We start from the raw sequence: 267 nt of genomic DNA on the forward strand, positions 1-267 counted from the left end.
GGGCACGGGCGCGTTGATGGGTCTTAATAACGGCGTCTATTATGCGGGTGCCGCACTCGCAGATTGGGCTCGTGAGCGTGGCTGTACATGGGAAGGCAATCATTTTGGGGTCGGGCTGCGGGCATGCACGGACGCAGGCTGGAATTACATTCGCGGACGCGGAAAAGGGGAAAATATGATGAAAACAAAGACTGAAGGTGTGATTGTGACGAAACGTCGGAGCGGTCTCACGTTCAACGACATCGAGGAAGGCGAGCTGTTCAAAAT

The 267-nt window shown here is 54.7% G+C and carries 1 protein-coding gene; it reads left to right on the forward strand.

Annotation, left to right across the window (positions count from 1 at the left end; genetic code table 11):
• A partial coding sequence (locus AC1RP1_RS08340) for a hypothetical protein (protein WP_481762778.1) occupies nucleotides 1-267 on the forward strand: 267 nt, incomplete at both ends.

It is taken from the genome of Dellaglioa sp. CoH-56-MRSF-13, assembly GCF_056782095.1.